Annotated in this window: 1 protein-coding gene; it reads left to right on the top strand. The window is 48.5% G+C overall.

The features are described 5' to 3' along the window. A partial coding sequence (locus tag BUC16_RS17775; protein WP_170860890.1) for a hypothetical protein occupies nucleotides 1-1,033 on the top strand: 1,033 nt, incomplete at both ends.

Below are 1,033 nucleotides of genomic sequence, written 5' to 3'. Positions count from 1 at the left end.
ACTTTACGGATGCCTGCAACAATGCAGCCGATCAGGTAAGCATTACTTACACTTGGACAGTTGATGCAACAAAACCAATCATTGCAACTACCGCAACAAGCGAAAACAAAGGATGTAATCCAACAATCGTTGCGCCGGTCTTCACTTTGACCGAAGCGTGCAGCCCAGGTTCAATCACTGTCGTTGACGGTGGAGTGACTGGTACCGATTGTGCAAAATCCCAAACGTGGACTGCCAACTTTACGGATGCCTGCAACAATGCAGCCGATCAGGTAAGCATTACTTACACTTGGACGGTGGACACGACAAAACCAATCATTGCAACTACCGCAGTAAGCGAAAACAAAGGGTGTAACCCAACAATCGTTGCGCCGGAATTCACCTTGACCGAAGCTTGCAGCCCGGGTTCAATCACTGTCGTTGACGGTGGAGTAACAGGTACCGATTGTGCAAAATCTCAAACTTGGACTGCCAACTTTACGGATGCCTGCAACAATGTGGCGGATGAAAAAGTTATTACTTACACTTGGACGGTGGACACGACAAAACCAATCATTGCAACTACCGCTGCAAGCGGAGACAAAGGATGCAATCCAACAATCGTTGCGCCGGTCTTCACTTTGACCGAAGCTTGCAGCCCGGGTTCAATCACTGTCGTTGACGGTGGAGTGACTGGTACCGATTGTGCAAAATCCCAAACGTGGACTGCCAACTTTACGGATGCCTGCAACAATGCAGCCGATCAGGTAAGCATTACTTACACTTGGACGGTGGACACGACAAAACCAATCATTGCAACTACCGCAGTAAGCGAAAACAAAGGGTGTAACCCAACAATCGTTGCGCCGGAATTCACCTTGACCGAAGCTTGCAGCCCGGGTTCAATCACTGTCGTTGACAGTGGAGTGACTGGTACTGCTTGTGCAAAATCTCAAACTTGGACTGCCAACTTTACGGATGCCTGCAACAATGTGGCGGATGAAAAAGTTATTACTTACACTTGGACGGTGGACACGACAAAACCAATCATTGC

This window comes from Flavobacterium fluvii (assembly GCF_900129545.1).
GTDB classification, from domain to species: domain Bacteria; phylum Bacteroidota; class Bacteroidia; order Flavobacteriales; family Flavobacteriaceae; genus Flavobacterium; species Flavobacterium fluvii.
This window is presented reverse-complemented; position numbering and strand designations above follow the sequence as displayed.